This window comes from Veillonellales bacterium (assembly GCA_039680175.1).
Classification (GTDB): domain Bacteria; phylum Bacillota; class Negativicutes; order JAAYSF01; family JAAYSF01; genus JBDKTO01.
Map to the genome: position 1 here is coordinate 17,728 of JBDKTO010000066.1, position 23,621 is coordinate 41,348.

General features: G+C 46.4%; 16 protein-coding genes. All 16 read right to left on the bottom strand.

Annotated features, from left to right (window positions below; genetic code table 11):
* Positions 1-34: 34 nt before the first annotated feature.
* The 16 genes from ABFC84_10180 to ABFC84_10255 all read right to left on the bottom strand — a co-directional run bounded on the left by ABFC84_10180 (position 35) and on the right by ABFC84_10255 (position 23,392).
* Positions 35-7,915 carry a YDG domain-containing protein gene (locus ABFC84_10180; GenBank protein MEN6413105.1) on the bottom strand — a complete coding sequence of 2,627 codons (7,881 nt, stop codon included), beginning with the start codon at positions 7,913-7,915 and terminating at the stop codon, positions 35-37.
* A gap of 162 nt (positions 7,916-8,077) precedes the next feature.
* Positions 8,078-9,766: a ShlB/FhaC/HecB family hemolysin secretion/activation protein gene (locus ABFC84_10185; protein ID MEN6413106.1), complete on the bottom strand. Its 1,689-nt coding sequence runs from the start codon at positions 9,764-9,766 to the stop codon at positions 8,078-8,080.
* A 111-nt stretch (positions 9,767-9,877) separates the two neighbouring features.
* A complete protein-coding gene (locus ABFC84_10190) occupies positions 9,878-10,213 on the bottom strand; it encodes a hypothetical protein (protein ID MEN6413107.1) in 336 nt (111 codons plus the stop codon).
* 149 nt (positions 10,214-10,362) lie between these two features.
* Positions 10,363-11,016: a response regulator transcription factor gene (locus tag ABFC84_10195; protein MEN6413108.1), complete on the bottom strand. Its 654-nt coding sequence runs from the start codon at positions 11,014-11,016 to the stop codon at positions 10,363-10,365.
* The gene (locus ABFC84_10200) at positions 10,997-12,766 is read right to left on the bottom strand and encodes a histidine kinase N-terminal 7TM domain-containing protein (GenBank protein MEN6413109.1); all 1,770 of its coding nucleotides are present in this window, start codon (positions 12,764-12,766) and stop codon (positions 10,997-10,999) included. The genes ABFC84_10195 and ABFC84_10200 overlap by 20 nt, the downstream gene beginning before the upstream one ends.
* A 360-nt stretch (positions 12,767-13,126) precedes the next feature.
* A complete protein-coding gene (locus tag ABFC84_10205) occupies positions 13,127-13,714 on the bottom strand; it encodes a ferritin-like domain-containing protein (protein MEN6413110.1) in 588 nt (195 codons plus the stop codon).
* Between the two features lie 178 nt (positions 13,715-13,892).
* Positions 13,893-14,408 carry an isoprenylcysteine carboxylmethyltransferase family protein gene (locus tag ABFC84_10210; GenBank protein MEN6413111.1) on the bottom strand — a complete coding sequence of 172 codons (516 nt, stop codon included), beginning with the start codon at positions 14,406-14,408 and terminating at the stop codon, positions 13,893-13,895.
* Positions 14,402-15,448, bottom strand: coding sequence for a 3-oxoacyl-[acyl-carrier-protein] synthase III C-terminal domain-containing protein (locus ABFC84_10215; GenBank protein MEN6413112.1), 1,047 nt, complete (start codon positions 15,446-15,448; stop codon positions 14,402-14,404). Before ABFC84_10215 ends, ABFC84_10210 begins: the two co-directional genes overlap by 7 nt.
* Before the next feature lie 151 nt (positions 15,449-15,599).
* On the bottom strand, positions 15,600-16,385 hold the full coding sequence (locus ABFC84_10220) for an alpha/beta fold hydrolase (protein MEN6413113.1): 786 nt from the start codon (positions 16,383-16,385) through the stop codon (positions 15,600-15,602).
* An 87-nt stretch (positions 16,386-16,472) separates the two neighbouring features.
* The gene (locus ABFC84_10225) at positions 16,473-17,855 is read right to left on the bottom strand and encodes an aminotransferase class III-fold pyridoxal phosphate-dependent enzyme (protein MEN6413114.1); all 1,383 of its coding nucleotides are present in this window, start codon (positions 17,853-17,855) and stop codon (positions 16,473-16,475) included.
* A gap of 33 nt (positions 17,856-17,888) precedes the next feature.
* Positions 17,889-18,542 carry an MtnX-like HAD-IB family phosphatase gene (locus tag ABFC84_10230; protein ID MEN6413115.1) on the bottom strand — a complete coding sequence of 218 codons (654 nt, stop codon included), beginning with the start codon at positions 18,540-18,542 and terminating at the stop codon, positions 17,889-17,891.
* Between the two features lie 114 nt (positions 18,543-18,656).
* Positions 18,657-19,019, bottom strand: a complete 363-nt coding sequence (locus ABFC84_10235; GenBank protein ID MEN6413116.1) for an EamA family transporter — start codon at positions 19,017-19,019, stop codon at positions 18,657-18,659.
* 6 nt (positions 19,020-19,025) lie between these two features.
* Complete coding sequence (locus tag ABFC84_10240; GenBank protein ID MEN6413117.1) at positions 19,026-20,132, bottom strand: GNAT family N-acetyltransferase; 1,107 nt, start codon at positions 20,130-20,132, stop codon at positions 19,026-19,028.
* A gap of 29 nt (positions 20,133-20,161) precedes the next feature.
* Positions 20,162-20,998, bottom strand: coding sequence for an arginase family protein (locus ABFC84_10245; protein MEN6413118.1), 837 nt, complete (start codon positions 20,996-20,998; stop codon positions 20,162-20,164).
* Between the two features lie 66 nt (positions 20,999-21,064).
* Complete coding sequence (locus ABFC84_10250) at positions 21,065-21,988, bottom strand: DUF535 family protein (protein MEN6413119.1); 924 nt, start codon at positions 21,986-21,988, stop codon at positions 21,065-21,067.
* Between the two features lie 435 nt (positions 21,989-22,423).
* Complete coding sequence (locus ABFC84_10255; GenBank protein ID MEN6413120.1) at positions 22,424-23,392, bottom strand: helix-turn-helix transcriptional regulator; 969 nt, start codon at positions 23,390-23,392, stop codon at positions 22,424-22,426.
* Positions 23,393-23,621 lie beyond the last annotated feature (229 nt).

A 23,621-nucleotide genomic window follows, 5' to 3' on the forward strand; every position in this document is an offset into this window, starting at 1 on the left:
TCAAACCGTCAGGCGGCTTCGTTTAGGTTTTGCTTTATTCCGGAGAATCAGTATGGATATATACTGATTCTATATTGTTCACACTGACGCCCAATTTTTCCTGTACCGTCAACACTCCCATGCCGATGAGCAGCTTTCTGCCGTCGCCTCCGTTGTCGGCAGTCATAGCCGCAGCCGACTTATTAAGGGGTTTAATACTCAAAGCTCCGTCGGTATAAGTGACGCTGAATTCGGCAACAGTACCGGAAGCACTGGTAATTGTAAAACTGCTGACGGAAGAATTGTTTGTCTTAGGTTCCGGCAAAGCAGCGGCAGGAGAAGGATTGGACGTCAATGAGACCGTACCATTGCCCTGCGTTAAACTAAAGATTTCAGCCGTCTGAGAAGCGCCTGCGCCGACAGTAGTTACTACTATATTCTTGGCAGGAGCAGTCATTGCTGTTGTGCCGCTATTGCTGCCGCCGAAAGCTGAAATCGTGAAGGTATTCCCGGTTGTACCGACAGAATAGCTCCGCGTATTCCCTTCGATACTGGCAGTAATGGTTGAGGCTGGCGCTGCTGTCCGAACGGTAGGCGATAGCGCGGCGTTTCCGGCAGCAGCATTAGCTGTACTGCTTGTGCTGCTTCTGCCGGCTGGTTGACTGCTGCCTGCAGTTGCACCCCCATTGGTCGAGGTGCCGCTAGTCGTTGTCTGCGTGCTTCCTGTACCTGCTGCCGTATTTTGAGACGGCGCCACACTGCCAGAAGTACCGCCTTGCTGAGCGGAAGTATCGATACTAATTGAAACCGGTACAGGCTGAGTAACCGGTCCGGTCCCCTGGGGCGTAGTATCAACGATCGGTTTCGGTTTAACCTGGTCTATCTGCTGCGAAGTATTCTGCTGGATAATCTCACCGATAGCTGCCGCCGGCTGATTGGTGGATAACGTATAATTGCCCGCATCTGCTCCGGTCAGGGCAATGCCGTCTGCCGTCACTAATTTGTTTTTACCGGCAGTTTCGTCATTGTATTGTCCCGCTGCCGTATTGTCAAGACTTACGCTGTCTCCGGCCACTACGCCGTCCAATTGGTAGTTAGAGGTATGTAAGACAGCGGTTTTATTGCCGTCATAGGTTTTGCTGACCGTGCCGACGAGGCTGGGAGTTATCGCCGCCTTATCGATCGCCCCTGTCATGCTGTTGACATAGGTTACATTGTAGTTGCTGCCGTTGTTGCCGTCATTAATCACGGCTGCCGGTGTCAATGTTTTATTGCTGCCGGAATTTTTATTGTCATAGGTTTCCGTCAGGCTGGTAAAGCTGTCGCCCGTCTGCAAACTGCCGCCGCTGGTAATAGCTGGCGTAGCCGCCGCACTCGTGGTGCCGTCGTAGGTCTTGGTATTGGCCGCTGCCGTGATGGTCAGGCTGCGGGGCGTGATATCGGCCGTGGTTGGCGCGGTCGTGTTATAGGTGTAGTTGCTGCTGTCGTCTCCGCTGATGGTAATGCCGCTTATAGTAACCGTCTTGCCGGTTCCCACGTTTTTATCGCCGAAAGATCCCGTTCCGCCAATGAAAAGCACATCTCCGGCCACCCGGTTATCTCCATAGGTAACAGTAGCACCTACTGTACCGTCGTAGACTTTATTTTGACCGGCTGCCGTCACTGCCAAATCGCGTTTTCCAATATTAGCATACGCTGTAGCAGTAGGCGATACACCATAGTTACTTGCCAAGCCTCCATTTGCACCATTAGACAAGGTAATTCCAGTAATGTTAACGATTTTATTTATGCCTGCGTTTTTATCTTCAAAAGTGCCTGTACCGTTGACTGTTACCGTTTCAGTGCCGACAAAGCCGCTTAAACCATAACCCATTACTGTCGCTGTTACCATGCCGTCATACACCTTATTTGCTACCGTAATCCCGGTCATAGTCAATGTCTTCTTGATGATATTAGCCGTAACCGAAGCATCGTCGAGACTGTAGTTCGAAGCAAGACCACCATTTATTCCATTCGATAAGATGTAAACTACCAACACTTTCTGGTTATCTCCTGCATTCTGGCTGTCGAATGCACCGGTGGCCGTAGCGCTGACGGTTTCACCTCCGACAAGGCCGGATAGGCTGCCTACGGTAATTACCGCACTGGAAGTGCCGTCATAGGTTTTATCAGCTGCCGTGCTGCCGGTTACAGTCAAGGCCTTTTTGCCAATTGTAGCTGTAAGTCCTGTGGTATCTGCCAGGCTGTAGTTTGATGCAAGTCCCCCGTTTGTTCCGTCGGCTAAGGTATAACTCGCGGTTGCCGTCCGGCTGCCTGCATTTTTGCTGTCGAATACACCGGTTGCCGTAGCACTAACGGTTTCACCGCTGACAAAACCGGATAGGCTGCCTACAGCAATGACTGCATTGGCAGTGCCGTCATAGGTTTTATCGGCGGCCGTGCTGCCGGTTACAGCCAAGTCCTTTTTGCCAATTGTTACTGCCGCATTCGCGCTGTCCAGGGCTGGCAGTTGATAATTTGCTGCCAGGCCGCCGGAGCCGTCGCTGGCATTCTGCAAGGTGATCGCACTTATATAATTGCTGCCATTGTCGACTACATTTTTGCTGCTTGCTGCTGCTCCTCTATACGTTAAGGTCTCGCTGCCCACTCCGGTTATAATCGCTACCTTGCCTGTCAGATCGGTCGTACCATCATAGGTTTTACCGGCGAAAAGGCTGACTGTCTTAGCCGCTATTGTAGCAGTAAGGCCTGCGGTATCTGCCAGACTGTAGTTTGATGCAAGTCCCCCGTTTGTTCCATCGGCTAAGGTATAACTTGCGGTTGCCGTGCGGCTGCCTGCATTCTGGCTGTCGAATACACCGGTTGCCGTGGCGCTGACGGTTTCACTTCCGACAAAGCCGGATAGGCTGCCTACGGTAATTGCCGCATCCGCAGTGCCGTTATAGGTTTTATCGGCTGCCGTGCTACCGGTTACGGTCAAGGCCTTTTTGCCAATTGTGGCAGTAAGGCCTGCGGTATCTGCCAGACTGTAGTTTGATGCAAGTCCCCCGTTTTCTCCATCGGCTAAGGTATAACTCGCGGTTGCCGTTCGGCTGCCTGCATTCTGGCTGTCGAATACACCGGTTGCCGTGGCGCTGACGGTTTCACTTCCGACAAAGCCGGATAGGCTGCCTACGGTAATTGCCGCATCCACAGTACCATTATAGGTTTTATCAGCTGCCGTGCTACCGGTTACGGTTAAGGCTTTTTTGCCAATTGTAGCAGTAAGTCCGGCGGTATCTGCCAGACTGTAGTTTGATGCAAGTCCCCCGTTTGTTCCATCGGCTAAGGTATAACTCGCGGTTGCCGTCCGGCTGCCTGCATTCTGGCTGTCGAATACACCCGTTGCCATAGCGCTGACGGTTTCACTTCCGACAAAGCCGGATAGGCTGCCTACGGTAATTGCCGCATCCACAGTACCGTTATAGGTTTTATCAGCTGCCGTGCTGCCGGTTACGGTCAAAGCCACCTTGCTGATGGTCAGCGCTGCTCCGGAATAGCTGATATCGTAACCCTGATTGTCTGTGGAGTATAGGTTAATATAATACGTGCCGGCATTTTTTTCGTTGCCGTTACCATAGACTTTGCCTGTTCCCAGCAGCGAGGTGTCAACAGTGCGATCCAGAGAATAGTTTGCTGGACCGGTGGTAACGGCAATGCCGTCATAGAGCTTAGAGCAGCTCTCCGCCGTCACCGTTAATGGCTTAAGAAAATCTCTCAGCAACGGATAGCTGTAGCCGTCGTAGATGCGCCAGATCGCACTGATATCGCCGCCAACCGTCGCAATCTTCCAGTCGGAGGAATAATTGGTACTTTGCTCCATTTGAGTCAAAGTCAGCCCGCCTACACCGGAGACAAGGGTATGGCTATCACCATTCACGCCAATGGCGCTAAGGCCGGAATTATTATCAGTACTCCAGTAGCAGCTTGTAACCTTACTGGTTCTGGAATCGCCCTGGGAATTTTCATTGTCGCCAACAAGACCGCCGACCATGTTGCTCTGAGGGGCGGAAGGATATCTCGAATTGACGCTGATTGAACCGACATTGTAGCATTGATTGATAACTCCGCCATAATTATTATGACCGACCAATCCGCCTACATAGTAAGCGTAATTCCCCCCATGTACCGTGCCGGTAGTATAACAATACTGGATAAGGCCTTGGCTAGGCTTGTTAAAGCCTATATTTTCGCCAACCAATCCACCTACATATTCATCGCCAGTTACTTTGCCGGTATTATAGCTATATTGAAGGCTGCCTTGGCTAAACCCGGCCAGCCCGCCAACTTGGTATACTCCTGCCACGTCGGCGGTATTATAGCAATACTGGACAGCACCATTCGTAGTTATCCCACCGATCAAGCCCCCAACGTGATCAGCCCGACTGGTTACCTTGCCGGTAGTATGATAGCAGTGTGAAACCGTGCCGCCGTTGTGCTCGCCGAGCAAACCACCTGTATACATCCCATTGGACTCGCTGGTTACCGTACCGGTACTGTAAGAATCGTTGACATTTCCCCAATTGTACCCCACCAGCCCGCCAACGATGGCGTAATAGCAACCGCTGGAATCTTGAACAAAAGCCTTGGAAAGCACCGTGCCCGTAGCGTAGCAGTTTGTGATGCTACCGCCGTTATTGCTGCCCACAAGGCCGCCGACATTCTCACCTTTCACCCAGTAATCGATGGATTCAATGTAGTCAGGCAACGTTACATTACCACTGCTGTAGCAGCTAGTGATCGCAGCGGTGTTATAACCGATCAACCCGCCGATGTTATTTCCGCCGCCTGTTACGCTTCCCGTACTGTAGCTGTCGGAAACGGCACCCGTGTTATAGCCAATTAAACCGCCAACATTGCCTGCGGTTGACGACACCAAACCGGTGCTATAGCTGGTATCCTTAACCGTTCCGGTGTTATAGCCAATGAGCCCACCGGTATAACTCCCGGTTGACTTCACATCACTGGTGTTATAGCAGCCGCTGATCGTACTGGTGTTATAACCGATCAGCCCGCCGACATAAGCCGCACCACCGCTGACGCTTCCCGTGCTGTGGTAACCAGAAACGGCACCGAGGCTATTATTATAACCGATTAAACCGCCGACGGTTCCTCCGTTTGACGTCACCGAACCAGAGCTGTAACTTTTGTCCTTATCTGCACCGGTAACCGTACCCGTATTATAGCCGATTAAACCGCCAACGTAAATTTGGTCGCTGGTGCCGGTCATCGTCACGGCACTATCGTTGTAGCTGTCTTCGATCAAAGCAGCGTTCCAGCCAACTAATCCGCCGATATAACTATTGCTCGACGTCACCGAGCCAGTTTTGTGCCAACTGCCACTGATAGTACTCTTATTATAACCTACTAGGCCGCCGACCCACGACACGCCTTTAACAGTTCCCGTACTATAGCAAACGCTGATGGTGCCTGAGTCATTATTCCCCACTAGCCCGCCAACATAATTTGTGCCGATAATATTTCCCGTGCTCCAGCTACCGGTGATTTGGCCGCCGGTGTTATATCCCACCAACCCGCCGGTATAATTTGTGCTGGATTCTACCGTAGAGGAACTGAAAGAGTTAGCAATCTTTGCCGAGTTATAGCCTACCAGGCCGCCGGTGTATACATATTTACTCGACTGGCTTGTTCTGATCACCGTTCCGCTGCTGCTGGAGTCGGAAATGCTGGCTTTGCTATCTTCGTTGGCGCCCGCCAGGCCTCCCATTGATTTTCCGTTGGTGCTCACCGTTACCGACACAGCACTGGTGGAAGCGGTGATCGTGCCGTAATTATCCCCTACCAGCCCGCCGACATTTTTCGTGCCGCTTACCGTTCCTGCGCTATTACAATTTTCTATGGTACCATTGTTATAACCCACCAGAGCGCCTACGCTGCTACCGCTACCGGTGATGTTGACGTTTGTCAAGCTGATGTTGCGAATAACCGCCGTACTGCCGGTGTAGCCAAACAGACCAATATTGCTACTAGTCCCGCCGCTAATGGTAAGCTTGCTTACGGTGTGGCCGAGGCCGTCGAAGATGCCGGTAAAGGCGGACGTGCTGGTACCGATTGGCGACATGGCTTGATTGGTTGCACTTGCGTCGACGTCGCAGCCCAACGCATACTGGCCGCCAAGGGTTAATGATGGAAGTTGGCTTTTGTAATTGTTAGCATTGAGAACGGTATAGATTTGACCGCCGATACTCAGAGTAGGACTGTTTCCCGACAGAGTGATTTTCGCGCCGCTGCCCAAGCTGTATTTCCCACCGGAACCATAGGTCAGGACCATACCAGCGTTATCGCCGCTGGCGGTAATGTTGGCACTAACATTGATATTGTTGGCAGCGGACAGTGTCAGCTTAGTATTAGCCGACCAGCTTACCGCAGCATTAACATTGATATCGCCAGCCTCGCTGCCTATCGTAGCTGTTGAAATACCAATATTACTCCCGCCGAGATTGGCAGCCAAGGTATCGGCGCCAATGCCACTGTCGGTTTGTGCACCACTGCCACTGGTAATAGTAAAATTGGCAGGGTCGAGTAGCCAATTGCCGCTCATGCCTTTTGCAGCCGTAGTAGTTACCCTGGCCGTACTGCCGACGGTCAAATGTTTACCCGAGGTTTCTACCTTTCCGCCGTTACCGTTTTCGCTACCACCTTTGCCCGTTATCGCGCCGTTAAAATCCGTAGTTTTATCGGCCCAAACGACGACCTTGCCGCCGCTGCCGCTGGTAACGGCATCGGCCTTGAGTGCGACATCCGCTGCTATCGTGGTCGTTGCCGCATGCTGCTCGGTGCCGCTGCCCTGGTAGTTGCCGCCGACCAGGATCGTACCGCCGCCCTGGTCGCCAGAAGCGTCAAGCGCAGCATTGGCGACGCTGATATTGTTGCCCAGGATTTTAATCGTTCCGCCGGTCTGGCCGCTTGCTTTGCCGGAGGCGTCCAGCGTACCGCTGACCTGTACTGTGCCGTTATCGCCGCCGTCTAACAAAATGACGCCGTTTTTCGCGTTGATGCTTTTGGCCCGGACGACGCCGCTGTTGTTAACCGCCGTTGCGGCTAAAATATCGGCTGCTCTCGCGGTCATGATGACTTTGCCGCCGTCGGCTTCCATGAGGTTTTTATTTTCTGCCAGGGCGTTGACCGCCGACTGGTTGACAGCGAGACTCAACATGCCGTCGCCGTCCATATCCAAAGTGACAGCATTGCCCGTGCCTAAAGCGACTGTGCCTTTATTGGCGACGATAACGCCCTGATTGGAGACTTGTCCGCCCAAGAGAGCTACAGAACCGCCGTCAGTCGCCGTGATGGTTCCCTGGTTGACGACCGAGCCGCCATTGCCGGTGAAGTTGTATTTTCCGGTTTGAAAGTCTTTATCACTCAGGCTCAGTGTCGATGCCACTAGGCCGCCGACATTGACCTGGGCGCCTTTAGCGAATAATACGCCGTTGGGGTTGATAAGAAAGACTTTGCCGTTGGCGTTCAATTGGCCGTAGATGCTGGAAGCGTTGTTGCCGAGAACCCGGTTAAGGGCAACGGAACTGGCTCCCGGCTGATAGAAGTTCACCTTTTCATTGGCCGCGATGTTGAAGCTTTGCCAGTTGATGCCCATTTTGTCGGTAGTCTGGGTAATGTTGGTGGTATTTCCCTTTTGGGCGATGCTACCCGCACCGGACACGACTTGTCCGCCCTGGGGACTTGCGTACGCCCCTGTCATCGTGGAGAACAGGATACTTGCCGCCGCTACCGGCGGCAGCAGCCTTTTGGCAACCCGGGATGCCATTTGGATGACGTTATTTTTCACTGCCCGCTTTTTCTGCTTAGCTGGCCGGTATATCGCCCAGTGGGGTTTGCCCCGCTGCCAAGATCGACGCCATTTTCGTTGTATTTTCATTGTGCCTTCCTCCTTGTCTATCTTAACTTTTACGTGCTATGGGTAACGAGGATTTGTCATTGCGAACGCAGCGAAGCGGAGTGCGGCAATCCCTCTGACCTAAGGCGCAGCACCGGAGATCGCCGCGTCGCTATCGCTCCTCGCGATGACAATAAGGATGGTTTAAAAATATTTTATCGTTTGCAGCCAGACGCGCCCGTTGTCGTCGGGAGCCGAGGCTGCCGGATTGTCGGTGGTAATCTTCCAGGCGTAATCGAGACGCACAGCATAGCCGTCCGGGCTGTTCCAGATGAGGCCGAGCCCGGCGCCGGCCAGGACGCGTTTATTCTCCCCCGCTCCGGCCCAGGAATTTTTATTGATCCGGGCTTTGCCGTTATCGTAAAAGGCAGCCAGTTGGAAGTTGGGCTTTGGCAGATTCCAGCGGAATTCTCCGGTAAAGAGATAGCCTTCGTCGCAAGAGGCTTCACCGACCGGATAGGCCCGTACGCCGGTGGGGCCGCCAAGCTGCAGTTTTTCCGAAGAGTCCAGGTTTTTATCGGACAGTTGGCCGGTAAAAGAAGCATACAGGGTTAATCGGTCATTGATGTACTGGAGCCGCCTTCCGGTCATTTCGGTTTTGCCGAAGCTGCCGCCGGCCTTGGCATTGGCGTCGCTGGCGACGGCGTCGCCCGAATCAAGGCTGAGATCACCTTTTTCATAAGTCAGGCTGAAGCTGTTGACTCCGCCGCCGCCAAAGTTGTCCCGGCTGTCGCCGCTTAGGCCGAATACCCACACCTCGGCTCGTTTTCGGTTGTCGGAAGCGTTTCGGTCAATTTGATCCTTTAGCAATTTGTTATCGTATTCCACTCTGGCGTTCAGGTTGAAATCCCGGGAACGCTTGAGGGCAAAGGTTTCATAGAGGCTGGTGGTCTTCGACACGCCGCTGGCCCCCAGGGGGGCAAAGGTATTGCCCAGCAGGTAATGCATCTGTGAATAGCCTACGCCGAATTTGGCTCCCTCGCCGCCGGTGGGGATCAGATAATCGGTGCTGTAGTTGTACATCCCGCTGCCGGCGTACACGCCGCCTACATTCAGGAGGTCGCCGCGACCGGAAAAGTCATTGATATTCAGGGAAACCCCGAGCCGGTTCTTGCCAGTATAACAGTTGCCCCAGTTGTCGGCGTAAGTCTGGCCGTTTATTTTCGCGGTATCGGTGATGGCGACGACAAGATCGGAGGTGCCGGCGTCCACGCCGGGGACTAACGTCGCTTTGACGCTGACGCCGCTCAGGTCATTCAGAAAGAGCAGTGTCCGGTCAAGCTTGTCCTTCTGGACATAGTCGCCGCTGTTGAGGCCGCTCAAAAAGTTTACTGCCACAGCGGTTTTCAGGCCGGAGTGATTCTGGATGTCGATTTTGCCGTACCGGCCGATGATGACGGCGATTTCGACAACGCCGTCTTTTACGGCCTGAGCCGGGATATAACCATTAGCCACCAGATAGCCCTGTTGGCGAAGGTGCTGGGTGATTTTAGCGGCAAGGTTATTGAGATCCGTCAGAGTCAGTTCCCTGCCCGCCTCGCTGGCTACCAGCGCTAACAGTTCTTCCTGTGGTACCGGCGGCAGCGCCCCGGTAATCCGAAAGCTGCTTACGGCAATTCTTTGACCGCCACCGTTTTCTGCCGCCGCTTTCTGACCTTCGACGGTAATTTGCGGTGTCTCATGCACCGGCTGCTGCAGAACCGGCTGTTTGTTCCCCCCCAGTACGATGCCGGCATCCGGCTGCACTGCGGCATAAACCGGGCAGGCTGCCATGGATAGCAGCGTTAAACCGGTGAGAATTCGTTTTTTGTGCTGTGCAAAGTTGTTAAGCATTGATTTCTCCTTTTTCAATATACTTTTGGGGTGAAATGTAAGCTATATAAGTCCCTGCTATTGGCTGTTCACTATCTTCAGCCGCGTGCTATTCACTTTAGCTAATTGCTCTCAGCCCATTGCTCCTGTTATGGCTTGTGTCAAGTCCTCCATATTCTTCAGCTTCAGTTCGCTGCTGATAACAACCAGCGAGGCTTCGGGCCCTTCCAGGCCGATCAGTTTCATGCCGGGAAACCGAAAGAGCAGCGAGCCGACACTGGCGTCATCGGCATCCTGCATATCAAAAATGACTACGTCGGGAACAATAATCGCCAACGCGGCCAGCGTGGCCGCTATCGGCAATTCCACATAGGTAACCCGAAACGCGCTGCTATCTTTCAGTCTGGCCGCCAGCCCGGCCACTAGCAGAGATTTGCCGAGGATGACCACTTCCAAAGATTTTGGCATTGCCTTAAACTCCTTTACCAGAACTTTTTTGCTGCTTTCAGACATAAAAAACAAAAATGGAACATATTTCTATGTTCCATTTTAGCAAGTTATATTTTTTTTGACCCTGTCAAAAGTAACAGGGTCAAAAAATTTTTTTAAAATTTTTATTAAAAATTCAGATGGGAAATATGGGCGAGCAACTGTGTCCGGTTCGTCAAATGAAGCTTGCCGATAATCTCGTTCACATGATAGCACACGGTTCTTTCACTGATGGTAAGCGCCGCACCGATTTCTTTATACGTCATCCCCTGGGCCAGCAAATTCAGTACCTCGGCCTGACGGGGACTCAACTCCGGCTGTTCCGGCACTGCCGGCTTTACAGGCTGTTTTTCGCCAGTGCTCCGGTCTTGGGCGGCAAACTCCCGCAAAATCCGCTTCGCCATTCCTGAGGCCAGCACTGCCTCACCGGCGGCCAGCCGCCACAGCTCCGTCAAAAATTGCTGTGAATTCATGCCCTTAAGCAAATAGCCGGATGCTCCGGCCCGGATCGCAGCGAATAAATGCTCATCATCTTCCGATACCGTCAGCATGACAATCTCTATTGCCGGAAAGTCCCGTTTGATCAATCGTGTGGCTTCAATCCCGTCACAGCCGGCCATCTGGACATCCATGACAATCATCTCCGGCTGAAGCATCGCGACCTTGTTCAAAGCCTCCAGGCCACTCCCCGCCGTACCGATTACCTCGATGCCGTTGTCCTGCAAAAAGCTTTTCAGCCCTTCCAGATATAAAAAGTTATCATCAACCAACAGTAATTTCATGGCTTTGCCCTCCCTTGCCAAGGGGCAGCCGGACAGTCACCCGTGTCCCGGCACCCGGAGCAGAATCTATTCTCAGCCCCCCGCCGATCTCGCCGGCCCGCTCCTGCATAATACTGAGACCGTGACGGTTATCTTTAGCAGCAAGCACAGCCGGATCAAAACCGCTGCCATCGTCTTCAATCACAACGACAGCCTGTCCCTCAGCGATATAAAATGATACGGTAGCCTGACTGGCACAGGCGTGTTTACGAATATTGGCCATGGCTTCCTGAATAATCCGCAGCAACTGCAATTCCACGCTCGGCGAGAACTGCGCCGCAATTTCCGGGGAAATCAGCAAATCGGTATGAATCCCATAGGTACGCTCGTACCATTCTATAAACTCATGAAGCGCCGGCACAAGCCCTTTGCCGGAACCGGACTTCAATCCGGCCAGCGACTCGCGGACACTGCGATGAAAGTCGCCGCTGAGCGCCACCAGCTTCTGCAGTCTGCTGTCAGCTTCGTCCAGCCGCCGCCCGGCCAAAAGATTGCGCAGCTGCTCATACTGCAGTTTCAAATAGCTCCAAATCTGGCCCGACCCATCATGCAGTTCCCGCCGCAGCCGGTCCCGCTCGGTCGCGATGACCAAGGCTTTTTGCTGCTCGGCAATCCGGGCCTGCGCCTTTTTCAACTCCGTAATATCCTCCAAAACGATGGCCTTGCCCATCTCATGGTTTCTCCAGCCCGTAAGCGGCGTAACCCGATAAAGATAAAAACCGCCAGCCAGCGAAATCCCGCCTGTCCGCACCTCCCGGCCGCCAGCCAGTTCGGCCAAAGCCGGCCAAGGAGCCAAGGCCGTCGCCGCCCAGCTGCCGGTCAGGCCCGTCTTCTGTCCGCCCAGCAATTGCTCTGCGGCCGGATTTACTTCTACAATATAATCCTGATCATCCAAAATAATCAGACTGTCGTTCATGTTATGCGTAACCGCAGTTTGGGCCAACTGCGCCAGGTTAAGAACCCGCAGGCGGACAAAAATCCACGACCAGATTATGCCGCTCAGCAGAAAAGCCAGCGGCAGCGGCGGTATGACCCTGTCCTGATCAATGACCCATAATATATGCCCGGTCACCGCTATCAACGGATTGCTCGGCAGGGCCGCGAACTGCCACCGCCTGAGGCCCTTAAAACGAAACGCCAAAACAATACACAGAAGACAAACCAATAAGAACTGAAGATAGCCGATAATGGTGATTCCCCAGTAGATCGGCCCGCGGATGATGCCGAAAGTCGTCCCGTCCCAGACCACCCCCCGCCAGTATCCCCCGTGCCAGCCGGTAGTTAAGAGCGCCAGCATGCCAAAAGCAGACGCCGCAACCAATATCCCCACGGCGATTTTCGTAGCCCGGGTGTTTTCCCCGGCGAGATTCACAACAAACAAAAGAAAAATCGGAATGAAAGCCAAAGCGCTCAATTGTTGTATTCTAACCCAAAAAATCTTATCCTCCGGCGCAAGGCTGACAGTAACCATGACTAAAGATAACAGGAATACCGCCCTGAGGGACAGTCCAAAAATCCAATACCGCGCCGCCATCATCCTCCGGTACTGCCAGGCATACCCTGCTATAGCCGCCAGTGCTGCTGCCGCCAGTAAATAAACCCATATCTCTTTAATTGGGTAATAAATCATGATCTGCAGCGACGATTCATTCATCAGCAAAAGCCTTTCTTCCATCAAGATGATGGGGGAAATTCCCATGACTATCTTCATTGACTTCGATTAATTATGTGTTTATTATTCGACAGTTACCAACTATCCCCTTCCACCTTTCCTTTTCGTTTCCTTCTTCGGCCGATGAATGCAGCAAGCATGTTAAGGCATTCAACATAAGCGAAGCAACGATTGCGGCTTGCATTTTGTGCTTATCTCAATGTCCCGATTTTTATCAAATTATTTACCGCTTTAGAAACCGTATATTTCGTCTATAGAAAATAACAAAAAAAGATATGTTTCCCCTATCACTCCGGTTTATTTGAGGAAACATATCTTCTTCTTCCTGTCAACACATCATATCATGGTGCATTCACTGGTTCCATACACTATCTTTCGGTTGCTTTCCTTTGCGGGAGTTTAATCGTTTTTTTCTAGGCATTCTTCAATATTTCTAAGCAAATCAGGACAAAAATGAGATGCTGCCTGGGTAAATAGCTTTAAATGATATTCTTCATCCTTAATAATACGCTCCAGCAATCCCTTAATATGAATGTCCTCAATGAGAAAATGATGCTTCCGATATTGTTTAATTGCCTGTTTTTCCGCTGCAATATCAGATGCTAACCGGTCGCAAATATCTGCTCCATAGAATACATACGATGCATCCCAAAATATTGGGCAATTATTTGTAATAGTTCGATACTTAGGGTCAACTCCCAAAAGAAGAATGCTCTCAGCAAGAAGCTCGAGATGGTGCATTTCTATGATCGCGATACATTCTTCTAATTCAGCCAAATCTTCATATTGATCATCAAACATAAAGTGGTGATGCATGTACTGATTGATTGCTGTCAGTTCGCTTACATTGCCTGCGTAATCCTCAAGGAGCAGCGTAGCATAAAAAAAATTTGGCTGGATCACTTTAGGTTCAGGATAATGGTCAGGAAGGGCACACCAACTTTTTGTATGTTTCTCAGCCTGAGATTCATCAGTTTTTTTCGCCATTTCAGAACCCCCTGTAATTAACTCTTAAGTATTATTATTTCCTTTAAGTGTCTATTATTACAGTAATTTCTTGAGAAACATTCCAGTCAAACCCCATGGAATCAGCTATTTTTATCAGGTTTTGACGAGCCGGTCTTAAAAGAGCAAAACCGGGTAAAGTGATTCAAGTTACCATTGATTAATTTGTTTTATATACTGCCTTCTCTTCTTCAGGAATACGAATACATAGAAGAAGCAGTGCATTACATAAACTTGCTAATACTGCTGTAAAAATTGCATTACAGAGCAAAGGTATACTCAGCATTTCTATCGCCACGGCAATATAATTAGGATGCTTTACAAATCTATACGGTCCCGTGCGTAAGGGTTTATTTCCGGGAATCACTAAAATCCTTGTATTCCAATAATTCCCCAAACTAATAATACACCAATACCGAAGAATTTGTGCATTTATCAATAATATACCCCAAATATACCAATACCTATTTATCGTCCAGCCATTAACATAACATTCTAATATCCAGCCTAAAATCCAGCTGGTATGCAGAATAAAAAACATGTAATAATGACCTGCTCCATATTCGAGTGCTCCAAGTTTTATTACCGCTTTGCGATTGCGGTTAGCAATATAGAGTTCAACGGCCCTTTGACAAATAATGATTGCTGCTAAAATAAAAATTATTGCTTTTACCATTTAAATAGCACCTGCTCCGCACTAAACCCAGGACCTAAAGCTAACAGTACACCGTACTTTCCTTCTTTTATATTTTGGGACATAAAATCCTTTATTTCAAATAAAATAGAAGCACTTGACATATTCCCAAAGTCGTGCAAATTTTGCCTTGCATATCGTAGTGCCTCGTCTGTCAAGCCAAGGCTTTCTTTATAAGCCTCTATGACTTTTGCTCCACCCGGATGGACAATATAATGCTCTATTTCTTTTGATTCTATCGTCCAAGCATTACAAGCCTTATTTAGTAATTCCGGCAAACATTTTTTTATAATGTGCGGGATAGTTTTAGAAAACCGAACCTTCAAGCCAGTTTCTATAATATCCCATCCCATAATGTCTGCCGAGTTAGGAAATAAATGGCTAAAACTATCTACTATTTCTGGTCCTTTCCCTCCTACTGACAGTAATACAGCAGCTGCCCCATCACTAAAAATGCTAGCACCTACTAAATTAGCTTTTGAGAAATCATCTCGTTGGAAAGTTAGGCTGCATAACTCTAATGCCACTAATAATACCGATTTCCCTTTTGTTATTCCAGCTATTTCCGCCGCCCGTGCTAAGCCTGATACGCCGCCGGCGCACCCCAGTCCCCAGATAGGAATACGTTTACTATTCTCTGGCAAACCAAGTTTTTGTGTTAGACTGGCATCAATAGTAGGTGTAGCAATTCCTGTAGACGAAACAAAAATGATTGCCCCGATATCTTTAGGCTCTACTCCAGCCTCTGTCATAGCTGCCCGACTGGCCTTTTCTACTAAATCTATTCCCACTAGTTGATAGATTCGATTAGCCTCGGTAAAAGAATGTTCTTCTTGATACCAATGTAACGGCATCGATACATACCGTTTACTAATATGACTGTTATCAAATACTGCAAGCAAACGATTTATATCTTTATACGACTGTCCAAATGCTCTAAACGCAAAGGCCTTTCCTTCTTCTTGTGATATTGCATATTGCGGTGTCGCAGTACCTATAGCTTGTATTTTTATATTTCCCATTTCACCATTACGCCCCCTAGTTTATAAACTTCTTAAGGATAACTTATTTTATTGAATTTTAAAAAATACCAAAAAAAAAGAGAAAAAACGGTCTATGCATTCGACCGTTTTTATCATTATAAACTATTTGAGGAATATATTCTGTATCGCCTTAAAAATTCATTTTAGCCCCAAAAAAATCAATATTTTCCTGAGCTACTAACATACGATCATTATCAATTGTCACCATATGGTAGGAATTTTGTAACAAAACTTTTCTGATTTCAGTCGAACCCACATGAGTTTGTACATAATCAGCATTTTTTACACTCGCGGTATCATCTTCGTTAGCATGAATTAGCAGTAAGGGCGTCTTAATGCACGGCATATGTTTTTTTACGCGGCTAATTAGCCGAAAATTCTGATCCATTACTACCCCGGGCACTTCATCATAGACTAACGTTGCTGTATTCGTCTGAACTATTTTTCGCAGCCGTTCATTTTTAATTCCATAAGGCGGTCGCTCTGAAAAGGAATAAATATATTTTACCGGGGTATAATACGCCAACGGGATCAAAAATGAATACCATGGGATGGTCCAGCCGTCATAGAATAAAGTGGTTGACATCAAGGATACTGCCGGTATTTCTTTAAATTCAAAAGATAACTCCAGTGCCAGCACTGCCCCCATACATAAACCGGCAATACCCACTTTGTGATGACTTTGTTTCAATCCAAGATAGCGCTCACGGACCCGATCATACCAATTCTGCCACCGTGTATTTTTCAGTGCCTCGATCGTTTGGTTATGCCCAGGAAGGCAAGGAGCTGAAACAGTGAAACCTGCTTTATTTAATTTTTCGGCTAAAAACTTCATTTCGTAGGGATTGCCTGTCAAGCCATGAATAAGCAGCACAGCTTGTTCACCGCCTGGCAAATCAATATCATATTTATTCATTTTGCCACCATACTTTATCTAAATATCAAATCTCATTTTTTTAATAAACGTGCTGAGGAAAATTCATCCCCAGCACACCATACTCAATCAATGTCCAAGCCGTTTAAGAAGCTTTTCAAACAACTTGATGAATAAGTCGATTTCTTCATAGGTAATTGTAAGGGATGGCGCCAAAGTAAATACATTTTTATAGTAGCCGCCAATATCAAGCACCAATCCATAATCTTTGCCATCTACTTCAATATCGCCCTTCATTGCCTCATCGACAATAGCGTCAGCAAGCTGTTTATCCGGAGTAAATCCGTCGGTTTTGGTCATTTCAATGCGCAGCGCCAAGCCTAACCCGTCAACATCGCCAATAACATTATGACGTGATTTTAACTTTTTAAGCTGCTCCAACAAATAGGCCCCCTTCTCAGCAATGCTATGCTCTATGTTATGTTTTTTGCAGTATTCCAGTGTCGCCAAACCAGCCGCCGTACCTAATGGATTGCTGGCAAAGGTTGAATGAGTAGATCCGGGTGGGAATTTTTTCGGATTAATCATGTCTTCCTTTGCCCACATGCCAGAAATCGGATTCAAGCCGTTCGTCAGCGCCTTGCCAAACACAATGACATCAGGATCAATAGCAAAATGCTCGGCTGACCACAACTTCCCGGTACGATAGAACCCCATCTGAATCTCATCAACCACAAGTAAAATGTTATGCCGTTTTAAAATAGCTTGCAGCTTGCTAAAATATTCTTTGGGAGGAATAATATATCCCCCCGTCGCTTGAATAGGTTCAATATAAAACGCTGCAAACTCAGCTTCATTAACTTTAGGATCAAGGATGCCATAATATTCCGTTTCAAACAATTTTTCAAACTGCTTAATGCATTCATAACCACACGTTTTGGTTTGTTTGCCATAAAAGCAACGATAGCAATACGGAAAAGGAATAAAATTGGCACGATTGCCAAAATGCCCATACCGGCGACGATAACGATAGCTGCTGGTAATTTCCGATACAGCAATTGTCCGACCATGATAACCTCCCATAAAAGCAAACATGGATGATTTACCATGAGTATAATTACGGACTAATTTCAGGCTGTCTTCTACTGCCTGCGCGCCACCGACATTAAAATGTATTCGTCCTTTTGAACCAAAACGTTTTTCCGTTTCCGTCGCAATTTCATATGACAGCATAATTTTTTCCTTGTGCAGATATTGGCAAGCAAGCTGCGGCAACTTGTCCATTTGTTTTTTGTAACCTGCTTCGATTTCGGCATTCCTATAGCCAAAGTTTACTGCCGAATACCACATTTGCATATCCAAATAAGGCTTGTCTGCTCTGTCAAAAAGCCATGAACCTTCACAATGATCGAAAATTTTGGCTGGATCAATATAATGTACCGTGTCTCCATACGAACAATATTTTGCCTCAATTTCCAACAGTTGATTGTCATTCATTTCTTTCCAATTCATTTTGGTAACCTCGTTTCATTTTAATATAATCTGTTATGCAATAACATTCTTTTCAATCTGCTGTCTACGCAGATTCTCCTTAATATCTCGAAAATCAGTGTACACGTAATGAGGTATGTTTTCTTGTATACAATAATCGACTAAGTTTGCTTTAGCATAAACAAAATCAGCTACGCTTGCCAAACAAAAATCACTTCGACCATCGCCGATAAGATAGACAGGTAAGCCTTGTGCTGCCTTCTTAGCGGTATGGCATTTACATGTTCCTGCCTTACAACGCGCATAAGAATAGGGATAGGTAGTCACCAGTTTTTTATTAACAGAGCGAAGTTCATTTGCAATAACCGGCAGTCCCGATAGACCATTTTGGGCTAAAATATACTCAATAAAGACTTGAAAGCCATCACTAATGATAGCAAAAGGAACTTCCTCTTGCTGCAATTGCCGAACAAATTCAATAAAGGTAGTGTCGATTTCAATATCTTTCACAAAAGTCAAAATTTCCGCTAAAGGTGCATCAATTAAGGCGAATTGTTTACTCAAGCATTCTTGTGACCCTATCATTCCTTGCTGCCATATTTGTTCAATTTCCAACCACTTTGGCAAAGCAAACATCTCAAGCACAGCATCAGTCACATCAGATTTGGCAACTGTGCCATCAAAATCAATGGCAAAAAAATAATCCATGTTATGAACTCCCTTCCACTAAAAACATAAGATCCTAATTATGTAGATAGTAAATTATTCATTTAAATCGTGGCAGAAAATTCGCCTGCACCCTCCTTTCTCCCTCAAGCAATATTAACGGCTAACAAAGTAAGCACCCCCACAAATAAGTAAAATGCCCACCATTCTTGAAAGGGTAAAGTTTTCGTGAAAGATAATACAGCCAACAGCAATTGCAAATATATAATTAAGCGAGGTAAGCGGAACAACCACACTGAGATCACCGCTTTTGAGAATAAAAATCCACAATAACAGATCAATGGCGCTAATTGCCACGCCAAACAAAATTAAGGGATTTTGTATGACTTCACCTATCCACAGCAAGACTTCCTGGGTATTTTGCGGCGTTATTAGAGAGCGGGTACCCAATTTTATTAAAATCTCGCCAGTCGAATTGATGCAACACCATAGCACGATTAGGATCAGCAAGTGCTTCATTGTTTATCACCTCGTCTTATGTTTGCCTTGTATTTTTTCTAACGCTTTACGATCAGATTCAAAAACACCGGATAAATGAGCTAGCCCTCGTCGCAATAAGGGGTTGGCCGGATAAATCGCATGTTTGGTAAAGACAAAATGTGCGCCAAGATAAGCTTTAATTTCCGGGCTTGTCCATCCAAAGATGGCATATTTACAAGAATGATCCAGAGCATACTGCAGTATATCAAACCAGCTAACAAAATAAAGATTGTTTTCGCGAAATGCAGGGTACTCTGCCCCCATGTATTTATCAATTATGTACTCGCCGCGATGAAAACATAAGAAATACCCGATACAATGTCCTTGATAAGAATACTCAAAAACCAAGCCTCCTGAAGTGTCGTCATTTAGCACTTTTGCAAAAAAAGTCCTAGACAATTTATCAAAATGAATTCTACTATTTTTATAAACATTCTCATAAAGCCTATAATACGAGTTAATTTTATCGGAATTACAGAACTGCAAATCGCCCGTAGAAATTATCTGTAACTCAAGATCGCTGCGTTTTCTGAGTTTACGCCGGAAATTAGAACGATGCCTTTTGGAAAAGCGCGATAGAAACTCCGTTTCCGAGGTAAAATTAATTGGAACATAAGCCAATGCTTGACCTTCAATGAGTACAAAACCGGCAGCGGTCAAAGAACTGCAAATTTTATCTGCTAGAATAATTTCTTCAGCCGACAGAAAAGGGGCTTCTGTCGCAATATCTTTTACAATCAAGAACTTCACGTGCTCTTCGGCCATTTTATTTAGCAAGACAGGTTTTAGTTCTTGCAAGTTGATTTCTGCCGGAAACAACGCAAATTCCGACACGGTTGTCCCAATAAACAGTGCTCGGCGGCGAAATAAAAAATTGCAAAACTCGTCAGGAAGAAATCGACTTACAAAATGAACAAAATTTTGAATGGATTCGTCGGCAGTCAATAACAAGTCAAAATCAGTAGCAAATGCCGGTATTTGTTTTCCATTGAGTGCAACAAAGCAACTTTTAAAATCAGTCGGAGGGTTATAAAGAAAAGCATCAATTAACATCGTCGGTTCTAATTGAAATAATAAAAAGTCGTTATTCATCCTGAAATTCTCCCATTTTCAGCTAGGCCTTAGCCGTTTATTTTCAAAGCTTCCAGCAATAATAAATTAACGCGGCTTTGACAATCCAGTGCTTCGCTCGCGGACATTTTTTCCCTCAAAGCCGGATGATCCCAGTCTGATAGCAATCGCTTGATCGAGTGGCCGGTAAGTTTACTTCGTCTGGAATATTCACCAGTAATGTCAACTCCAATCAAGTCAAGGGCATCAGCTAAAGCGGCAAGGTTGGACTCTAAAACAGGCAGTGTCATGATACCGTTATCCCAGTCACCCGGCGCTTCTTCAGCCGTTAATACATCTTTATCGATACTTATATAAACAGGCACATTGACCATTTTTAATGTATTCACGGCCAAGTTAAGTGCTGCCTGATAAGCCGCTAAATTCTTAGCAGGCACCGCCGGAATAACTCGTAACTTTCCTGAGCGCAACAAATGATTCAAGCTCAAAACTTTTCGCAGAAAACCATATTGCTCGGTCGAGCCGACATGAAGAATTTTTTTGCAATTTGGCAAACTGGCTGCATGGTACAACCAATTACCACAAGCATAACGGGGAAAACGGTAAGAACAATCGAGATGATTATCAAATACAACGAGAGAAAAGGGAGTGCGAAGCTCCTCCAATATAACCAAAGTAAGATGATGAAAGTCGCCTGACCCTAAAAAGCGGCATACCCCTGCAGCAGAAAAAGGCGAGAATAGGCGATTACGGCATTTTCTGATAGCATTCTTTTGGGCGAAATATTGCAATTCATCCCGCAGATCACGTAGGTCAATTTGAGCGGCTGTCAGCAAGGCTGTTAACCGCTGCAAACTGTCATCCGTATGAACTATAACTTTTTTCAACAAATAAGCCTCCTGCCAACTGAGCATACAACTAGAAATAATACATTCAATTCTTTTATTAGATTATTACTGCTCAATAACTTTATTGAATTTTACAGTGTGTGTAATCTGCGTTAAGGACTGTACAATTATTTCACCAATTTTATCAAGTAAACTATATCGCTTTCGATAAAGATTACGTTTATGAGATACCACGTCTTCTATGTTTTTTCGCGGATCGGTTATTAGAATTTCAAAAAAGCGAGGATCATTGTTAACGTTTCCTCCAGTTTCATTCCAAAATTTATCTAAAGATGTTTTTAGTTTTCGGTTCCGGCGCAAATGATTATTGGTATAAAAGCCATAGTTAGATACAGCGTATATTTCACTTATGGATAAAACTTGCGCTAGGATACGCAGAGCATACAAAATTAGATTTTTGGGGCGATAACCAAAAAAATACTTAGTTATTTCTTTATTAATGGCCAAACCGTCCCGTGAGCCTTGTAAAGCCCCAATGTATAGAGAAAGAGTGCTGTTCATGTCAGAAACAATCCAGAAATTTGTATGATATATATATTTATTATCCAGTTTCAGGCCTAAACTCATTGTGCCTTCTCTAATTTCACCGTCGCGAAACGCTAAATCAATAGCCAAGTTTTGCCCTTTATAATTTTCGCTCCAAAGCTGAAGTCCAGATCCAAAATAAATTTGCCGTAAGGCATGTTCTGTAAATTGGTTCTCCCAAAATAACAGGCTGTGTGTGATAACGGTCAACCTCTCCGAAGTAGTGGAGTTTTTATAAAAAAATTGACGTGTGAGTTGAGCAAAAACCAAGGGATGCACCGCGCTGATTTCGCGACGCAAAGGATTAAGCTGGAAAAAGTTATTTAACAGTTGCACTTCTTTATGATGAAGTAACGATCTAATTACAAATACCAGCACACACCGATAATTGATCCACCTTTCACAATGGTAAAGGCGTGTCCCTAATTTAAACAAACTTATCATTTTTATCAAATTTCATACTCCTTCATCTTCATCATTTTATCGGTCATTGCGATTAATTACTTCTACTTTTTCAATACCCCGCCAGAGATACGAAATATTATCTATACCCCAATATGATCGAAAGCTATCATCGAATTTGCGGGTGATCACAAAGGAAAAGAATGTCATCCCTTCAGACGACATTCTGCTAAAGGTGCTCTATCTATCAACCCAGGATGTGATGTGAAATGAGCAGGCCAAGTTCAGAACTGAGACACACTTTACTCCAGCTGTCCATTGTCTTCTGTTCAACTTAGCCTGTCTTGAACAGTTTTAAGGTAATTGCCACACTGTCCCTCTCCGCAAGTAAATTATGTCAAAACCCGCCAGATAGAACAATAGCACTAAGGTGCCATATTATAATATGGCACCTTAGTGCTATTAAAGGGGCATTGCCTATTTTGCTGTTATCACAAGATGCATCAACTCCACCCTATTCTTCACGGCTGTCTTGCGAAAAATATTGTTCAAATGCCTTTTCACCGTGAACGGAGAGATACACAACATGTCAGCTATTTTCAAATTGCTGTGTCCCTCATACACCATAAGTAATACTTCCTTTTCCCGGTCGGTGAGAGAATATTGCGCACCGATATCCTCAATAGATGGTCGCCCTTTATCGGTCCACTCCGGCCCAAAAGCTTCATCCGTTTTCCTAGCCTTAATAAGCAAGTCTTCCTTGAAAACGTAGATAATGAACAAAACGTTCAGTAACAAATAAATAACAACTATCGGATCAAAAAAATAGGCATCAATATAAGAGTCCCAAAAATCAAAGTACAGGTCGAGCTCTTCATAAGAAAACAGAAGTATAAACAGATACAACGCTACGCTCAGTACCAGCAAAACCTTTTTCGTCACTTGGTCCGCCACTTTCAGACCTTTTACCAGATAAAATACACTCCCCCATATTGCAAAAGACAATAAAATGCTGTCTATGCTAATGTCCAAGACTTTTCCCCATATAGTTAGATTATAATTCTGATCCATACCGTAGAGAAAAGTGAATAGTCCGATCAACACATACATTACACTGAAAAGCTTCAGACTTTTGTCAAAAAGCCTATTTTTCACTTCCACGCGCGCTACCTTACCAATCAATCCTACCCAGGCGTATAAAAGTGCCACTGAACAGATATCGGTAAAAAACGCCAAAATTATATTCGTTTCCCAATGTAAATCAAAGAATGAACTATAGATGGCTATGAAATTGGTCACTTCATATAAAAAGAAGGTTACAACAAAAGCCCTTAGCCATTTGTATAGCTCATCTTCAAACCTTTTCGCCAGCAGGACCGCAAGGGTTATACCAGAAACTCCCATTAAAAATGAAATAATATAAAAAAAGATAATTACATGTTTCAATACGCCTATCCACCTCTTTCAATAATAAACCATCATCATTATACCATACAGGCCAAAAAAATTGCCTTAACATCCCAATGTCATTAAGTTAAGAAAACAAAACGACAAAGAAACAACGGAAAAGACAGAGAGATTGAGAAATAATGGTCTCCCTGTCTTTTCTGTCTATTTTTGAGCACCACAAACAGACAGATTGTCATCTGCCAATAAAAGGGATATAGTAAATAGG